We start from the raw sequence: 440 nt of genomic DNA on the forward strand, positions 1-440 counted from the left end.
ACCTCGCCGCAGGAGATCTACCACCGCAACAACCCGAGCGAGCCGCTGGACGGCACTTCGCGCATGAAGCTGTACACGGCGGAGGTGAGCCTGAATGCGCCGTTCAAGCTGGGCGAGCAGAAGCTGCGCTATTCGGGCTTGATCCGCGCGCAGTGGAACCGCACGCCGCTGATGTCGCAGGACCGGTTTGCCATCGGCGGGCGCTACACGGTGCGCGGCTTCGATGGCGAGACGAGCCTGATGGGCGAGCGGGGCTGGCTGATCCGCAACGACATCGGGTGGGCCATCCCCACAGGTTCAGGCCAGAGCGGGGCGGAGCTGTATGTCGGCGCCGACTATGGGCATGTGGGCGGGCGCTCGACGGTGGATGGGCTGGGGCGCAGCCTCGCGGGGGCGGTCATTGGCGTGCGGGGGCAGTGGAGCAAGTTGAGCTATGACTT

At 67.5% G+C, this 440-nt stretch carries 1 protein-coding gene; it reads left to right on the forward strand.

Annotated features, from left to right (window positions below; translation table 11 throughout):
• Positions 1-440, forward strand: a 440-nt coding sequence (locus EJI00_RS24960; RefSeq protein ID WP_148110666.1) for a ShlB/FhaC/HecB family hemolysin secretion/activation protein, incomplete at both ends; no start/stop codon positions are given.

The sequence above is a fragment of the Variovorax sp. DXTD-1 genome (assembly GCF_003984625.1).
In the GTDB taxonomy this organism is placed as follows: domain Bacteria; phylum Pseudomonadota; class Gammaproteobacteria; order Burkholderiales; family Burkholderiaceae_C; genus Variovorax.